The following is a 6302-nucleotide window of genomic DNA, read 5'->3' on the forward strand; positions in this document are numbered from 1 at the left end:
GAGCCCAAAACCCCTAGACTCGGCGCATGGAAACGATGGCTCAACGTCGCCAGCAGCCGAACTTGCTGATTCTCGCAGCCCTTGCCATCGCATTGATCCTCAGCCTCGCTGCTGTCTCGGTCATCATCAAGAGCCAGAAGCCAACCGACTGCACGACGGCCCAGACCACGGAGGTCCCGGGACCTGGGGTCCTCGGATGGCTCAAGGGCCGGTTCCAGCCGCCGATTCTGGAAGCGTGCATGCACCAGGGCTGACCACCAGGTACGAGCGGGCGCAGATGCCCTCCAGTCCAGCCCCCGAATGGAGCGGGGAACCGGAGTGCCGCCTCCCGCCCGGTCACGATGGGCACGGATTTGGGCACGGGACACGTCACAACCAACCCATCCGAGCCCGCATAAGCCCCGACCACGGATCTGCATTCGTGCAGGTCAGACGACCTTTTTGACCTCCATCAGCAATGGCCGCCGCACACCCCTCGATGGTCTTCAAAACCAGTGCGCCGGGGAGACTCGGTGGGCGGGTTCGATTCCCGTCCGCCTCCGCTATTTGGGGTCTGAGCTGCGGAAACGCTCTCGGGCCCCTTCGCTTTTCCGGGCCCGGAGATTGGCACCTGGGAAGCCGAGGGCACGGAATGGTCACGAACCATCCGACGAGCCCTCCTCGTAGTCCCCAAATATCAGGCTGGCAACCTTGTTGGCCGAATCCCGGTCCAGCTGCGGCATGACGTGGCCGTAGGTGTCCAGCGTGATGCCGATGTTGGCGTGGCCCAGGCGTTCACTGACCACCTTCGCCGGCACCCCGGCCGGCCAAACTGGTACAGAGCGTTGTTCGAAGCCTACGAATATCTCCTGGTTTGAGGTTTCTCCCAGGGAGATTTCAGCACTCCACGCGATCGCGTCCTCGGGCTACCTGGGCAGCGCGCGAGGACCAGTCACCGCTAGCCGCCTGCACCCACCCCACGGCGGTCCCCGGTGTGAGGTGTAGGGCCTCAGCCAGTACGGAGGCCGGGAGTGGGGTTGCCAGGTGCATGAGAGCGCTCCGGCGGCCTGCCGGGGCAGAGGCCAGGGAAAAGTCATGGGTGCTCAATGCCAACCTTTCGCCTCGATGGCAGTGCCACACGCCTCGTCCTCGGGGCCGCCGGGACGGGACTCGCCTACGTCATCAACTACGCCCTGGTCGCCAGGTCAGGCGCGTCCAGAACGGCGGTCGTGACGTACCTCCTGCCAATCGTGGTCGTGACCTTGGGGGCATCTTTTTCCAGTGAGAACTTTCTCTACCATCTCAAGGGCCGGCCTTGCGGCCGACCGGGTTCCTGCGGCCGGGCCTTCGGCCCGTGCTCGGTCCCACGCCCGAAGCGTCGCCTTCAGCTCTCGGCGGTCAGCCCCATATACTCGACAAGCCTCGCATAGCATTCCGCCAGTCGGTCTTCGCTCACCACCCCTAGATGATCTTCAAGATCCGCTTTCATTAGAGGCTGGACCGCTGGAATCCGGACCCAGCACTTGCTACTGACGTTCCCTTCACCGGCACCCAGTTTCACGCAGAATTTTGTCCTGCGTTTCGTTGAGCTAGAAATCGGGCACGCCAGAACGACGCTCCAGGCAGCATCAGCATTTGTCTCGGAACCAGACAGAATGAGGACGGGCCGCCGAGTGTCGTAGACCGCTCGGTCCTCTGCCGGAAGCAAGACAATGGTGGGATCAGCCACGAGGTAGACTCCCCCAACTATAGGGGCCGTCAACTCAACAGTTGGCGATTCGCCCGCTTGCGAAGCTTAGCCAAGCTCCGGATGTCACAAGCAAGGTCCTCCATTGCTCCATCCTCGGTGTCTTGTACCGGAAGTTGGCCCACCTTGCGCAGGAGCCTGGAAACGGCCGCCTTAGCGTCCGGCATGGGCCGAATAATGTCCAAGTCTAGCTCAACCCCTCGTTGCCCGCGCTTTTGGGCCTCAATCATCGGAGCCGTTTGATAGGTGATATCCCTAAGGGAAGAGGCAGCATACGATCCGAATTCAGCCACAACCCCCCTGACGATCTCCCAGAACTTCGAATCAATGTTGACATTCACCACGTCATCAACAAGCGTCAGACGATACTCGGGGGTGCCGAACGGATTAGCCTGTTCGACTCGCCCTACCTTGCCGAGGGCAACGAGGCGCGCCTCCAAACCAAGCAGATCGTAGTCAAAAGGACCGTGGTTCAGCCATTGCCAACGCACTCCGCTCATTGGTTGCCCCAACGACTCAACAGCCCGCAAGTCGCTGAGATAGAGCAACTTTGCAAGCTTCGTCCGAGTGATGACAGCCCCGACTCCAGCAGCCGCTGCCAATACGGCAACCACTGCGCGGCTCGCATCGCCGTCGTCCTCATACCCCATAGTCACTCCATTATAGCGTACACGTGTTCGCTGCGCATCTTCGCTGAGTGTCCCCAGTATCGACACGCACCACCCAAAACTCAACCAGTCTCTACCAACCCTGGGAAGGCCCGTACTGGCCCCATCGCAGACGAGCCTTCCATGAAGTTCCTCCCGTGACCACTCTCGGCGGTCTGACCTCCGCCCGTTTCCTCCTCCGTCCTGCCCCGTGCTGAACACTAGCTAGCCTCCGCTCCCCTAGCGTCCATCGACAACAGCGATGATCGATGCTGTTACGGGCAGTTCTCCATGAGCATGTAGGGCCGGTCTGGGGCAACGCTGCTTGAGGACGGACTGAACACGAAGTAGCCGGCTCGCAGGTCGTGGGGGGATGATCGCATGGTCCTGTAAACCAAAGGGCCCTCCCCGCGTTCTTGCCAGATCCGGAAGGGCCCAAGGCGGTGTCAGCCACCGTGGTCATCGTAGTTCCCTGGGCCGGCAGTGTCGAGTCCTACCAGGCCGCCGGGCGCGACGTCAGGCCGGCTGAGCCACCGAGGTGCCCTCGTTGCCGGGAGGCGATGGTCTTCTGGTCCGGCTACGAGCGTGACCTGCGCCTGGGCTTCGACCCCGACGGTGGTGGCGCCAGCCGGCACCTGCGGATCTGGGTCCCCCGGGTTCACTGCCCAAGCTGCGGGGCCACCCCTGGGCTCCTACCGGCGTTCTGCCTGGCCCGCCGCCTGGACGAAGTCGAGGTGATCGGGCTCGCCCTGGTCTGGGTTGTGGACGGGCGAATGGTCGCCGCGGCGGCCGCGTTGCTCGCCGTTGCCCGCGGGACGCTCCGGGGATGGGTCGCCCGCTTCGCCTATCGGGCGCAGGGCATCGCCTACCGGTTCGCCGGGCTGGCCATCGAGTGGGGATCGGAGGTCTTCGACCTGCCCGCCCCGCCCACCAGAGCAGCCATCGAGGCCATCGGGCGGGCCTTCGAGGCGGCCCGGCGCCGGCTGGCGGGCAACGTCGTGCCGCTCTGGCGCTTCGTCTGCGCCGTGAGCGGCGGGGCGGTGCTGGCCACCAACAGATCCCCGCCATGAGGCCCTCGACGGGGAGGTGGTTGGCTCGTGGCCCTGCCTCGATCGACAAGGAGAGAGCCCATGGAGAACCGCCCAGAACGAGCCGAAGCCATCGCACTGTTCCGCTACGGGGTCATCGCCCCGGCAGTCAGCCCCCATCTCGGCCCCGCCGAGCGGGGCGCCATTGTCCGGGAGCTCGCCGCCGGCGTCCATACCGACCCCGAGGGGGTCGAGCGCGTCCTCAGCCGGGCCACGATCGACCGCTGGCTTCGGGTCTACCGGGACCGGGGCCTGGCGGGCCTCAAGCCAACGCCGCGAAGCGACACCGGGGCGCTGCGCCGTCACCCCGAACTCTTCGAGGAGGCGGCCCGGATGCGCCGGGAGGTGCCGACCCGCTCCGCCGAGGCAATCGCCGCCCAGCTCTATGCCATCCACCGCATCCCCGTCTCCGCCCGCACCATCCGCTCCCAACTCGCCTCCCGGGGCCTCACCCGGGCCGCCCTGACCGCCGAGCCGGCGGTCTTCGGCCGCTTCGAGGCCGAGCGGGTGAACCAGCGCTGGATCGGTGACTACCTGGTCGGGCCCTGGGTGCCCCATCCCAAGGTCGCCAGATCCCGGCGGGCCAGGCTGATGCTCTACGTCGACGACAAATCCCGCCTGCTGGTGCACGGGATGTGGGGCTTCACCGAGACCACCCGTTCCGCCCAGCTCACCTTCAAGGCGGCGATCCTGCGCCGGGGACTGCCCGAGGCTCTGCACCTCGACCGGGGCGCCGCGTTCGTCGCCGCCCCGCTGCGGCGCTCGGCCGCGGTGCTCGGCGTCCGCATCATCCACTCCCGGCCCTACCACCCCCAGGGCCGAGGTAAGCAGGAGAGGCTGAACCGGCTCATCCGGGAGCGGTTCATCGCCGAGGCGGAGGCCGTCGGCATCGCGGACCTGAACGAGCTGAACGAGCGCTTCATGGCCTGGGCCGAGTCGGTGTGCAACACCCGGGTGCACACCGAAACCCGGGAGACCCCCATCGCCCGCTTCCTGGCCGGGGACCCGTTGCGGTTCCCGAGCGCCGAGACGCTGGCCGATGCCTTCCTGTGGTCGGTGATCCGCAAGGTGTCATCGACCGCCTGCGTGTCGCTGGAGGGCAACCGCTACCAGGTAGACCCGGTGTTGGTGGGCAAGCGGGTGGAGTGCCGTTTCGTCCCCGAGGACCTGACTACGGTGCTGGTCTACCTCGAGGGCCGCCCGGCCGGGGCAGCGACGCCGCTGGTGATCTCCGCCCACACCCATCCCCAGGTGCCCAAGCCCCCGCCGGCGCCGACGCCCCCCGCCGTCGACTACCTGGGCCAGGTACTGGCGGACTCCGAAGACGCCATGCCCGGGGCGATCGCCTACCGGGAGCTGCCCGGAGCCGAGGCCGCAGACCATGAGGCCGCAGATCCGGGGGAAGACGAGGGCAGGCCATGAGCGCCACCCGGGCTCCATGGCTTGCCCACTTCGGGCTCACTGCAACCCCGTTCACCAAGTCTGTGCCCGCCGCAGATCTCTACCAGCGCCCGGCCCTGGCCGAGGCGGTGGCCCGGATCAGCTTCGTCGTCGCCGGCTCGGGACTGGGCATCGTCGTCGGCGACGTGGGGGTGGGCAAGACCGTCGCCCTCCGGGCCGCTGTCGCCGGCCTCGACCCGCTGCACCACCACCTGATCTACCTGGCCAACCCGCCGGCGCTGGGCACGAGAGGCCTGCACGTGGCGATCGTCTCAGCCCTCGGGGTGCAGCCCCGCTTCTTCCGGGCGGAGGTGGCCGCCCAGGCGGCCGAGGCCCTCGCCGCCGAGGAGGCCGAACGCCACCGCCGGGTGATCCTGGCCTTCGACGAGGCCCACCTGCTCTCCCCGGCCCAACTGGAGGAGATCCGTTTGTTGACCAACCAGAACCTCGATGCCGCCAGCCCCTTCGCGGGGCTGCTCATAGGACAGCCGACCCTGCTACGCCAGCTGCGCATGGGGGTGTTCAGCGCGTTGGACCAAAGGATCTCCATGCGCTTCGCCATCCCGGCGATGGACCTGGCCGAGTCGGGATCGTACCTGGTGCACCATCTCAAGCTGGCAGGACGGCGTGACGCGGTCTTCGCCGAGGACGCCGTCTCCCGCCTGCACCGCTTCGCCGGGGGCATCCCGCGGGCGCTCAACAACGCCGCCACCGCCGCCTTGGTGGCCGCCGCCTCGGCCGGCAAGGCCATCGTCGACGACGCTTGCGCCAAAGCGGCGGTCGCCGAGCTCACCCGGGAGTGACCCGGGCCATGGCTGGCACCTACGACCCCAACGAGATCGCCATCGCTGTCATCGCCCTGGAGGACGGCTACTCCCTCAGCTACATCGCCGCTTACCTGCGCCGGGACCGCAGCGGCCTGCACCGGGCACTGCGCAGACTGGGCTACCCGACCCGGCCGGTCAAACCTGACCCGCAGGCCCAACGCGAGGCCGTCGAGGAGGCCATCGCATCCATCGACGTGTGGACCCGCATCGAACTGCGTGCCGACCTCACGCAGGTGCGAAGCATCATCTGCGCCATGCCGTCACCGCCGCCGTAGGCCCTTGTCCAAACTCGCCTCTTGTGGCCGGGCCTTACTGGGGCCCGGCCACAAGCGCGTCCGGTCAACCGTTGGAGCTGGGCCACCAAGACCGCTGACCCATGACCGCTGACCCATGCTCAACCAATCCTGCCGAACGATCCTCACGCAATCCTGCCAATGGATGCTTAACAAGCGTTGCCCGCAACACTCGGCAGCAGGATCACCGACGGTCTCCGCTTCCCAGTGCTCATGCCATGCCTGCGGCATCACATGTTCGACGGTCAGGTTTCGCGGGCAGAGTTGACCTTCGCCCAAGG

The 6302-nt window shown here is 66.8% G+C and carries 7 protein-coding genes; 5 read left to right on the top strand and 2 right to left on the bottom strand.

From position 1 onward, the window contains the following. Positions 1 to 26: 26 nt before the first annotated feature. Positions 27 to 254 (top strand): hypothetical protein, encoded by a 228-nt coding sequence (locus VFW71_02715; GenBank protein ID HEU5001677.1) that lies wholly within the window; start codon positions 27 to 29, stop codon positions 252 to 254. A gap of 381 nt (positions 255 to 635) precedes the next feature. On the opposite strand, the gene VFW71_02720 is transcribed toward VFW71_02715, so the two are convergent. Then, positions 636 to 797 (bottom strand): integrase, encoded by a 162-nt coding sequence (locus VFW71_02720; protein HEU5001678.1) that lies wholly within the window; start codon positions 795 to 797, stop codon positions 636 to 638. A gap of 940 nt (positions 798 to 1737) precedes the next feature. Then, positions 1738 to 2376 (bottom strand): type II toxin-antitoxin system antitoxin SocA domain-containing protein, encoded by a 639-nt coding sequence (locus VFW71_02725; GenBank protein ID HEU5001679.1) that lies wholly within the window; start codon positions 2374 to 2376, stop codon positions 1738 to 1740. A 557-nt stretch (positions 2377 to 2933) separates the two neighbouring features. Between VFW71_02725 and VFW71_02730 the strand changes: the two genes are divergently transcribed. The 4 genes from VFW71_02730 to VFW71_02745 are packed head-to-tail and all read left to right on the top strand — an operon-like array spanning position 2934 to position 6003. Next, positions 2934 to 3443, top strand: coding sequence for a hypothetical protein (locus tag VFW71_02730; protein ID HEU5001680.1), 510 nt, complete (start codon positions 2934 to 2936; stop codon positions 3441 to 3443). A gap of 60 nt (positions 3444 to 3503) precedes the next feature. After that, positions 3504 to 4883, top strand: coding sequence for a DDE-type integrase/transposase/recombinase (locus tag VFW71_02735; protein HEU5001681.1), 1380 nt, complete (start codon positions 3504 to 3506; stop codon positions 4881 to 4883). Further along, complete coding sequence (locus VFW71_02740) at positions 4880 to 5704, top strand: AAA family ATPase (protein ID HEU5001682.1); 825 nt, start codon at positions 4880 to 4882, stop codon at positions 5702 to 5704. The genes VFW71_02735 and VFW71_02740 overlap by 4 nt, the downstream gene beginning before the upstream one ends. A gap of 8 nt (positions 5705 to 5712) precedes the next feature. After that, the gene (locus tag VFW71_02745) at positions 5713 to 6003 is read left to right on the top strand and encodes a helix-turn-helix domain-containing protein (GenBank protein HEU5001683.1); all 291 of its coding nucleotides are present in this window, start codon (positions 5713 to 5715) and stop codon (positions 6001 to 6003) included. Positions 6004 to 6302: the final 299 nt, after the last annotated feature.

The organism is Actinomycetota bacterium, assembly GCA_035765775.1.
In the GTDB taxonomy this organism is placed as follows: domain Bacteria; phylum Actinomycetota; class CADDZG01; order JAHWKV01; family JAOPZY01; genus DASTWV01.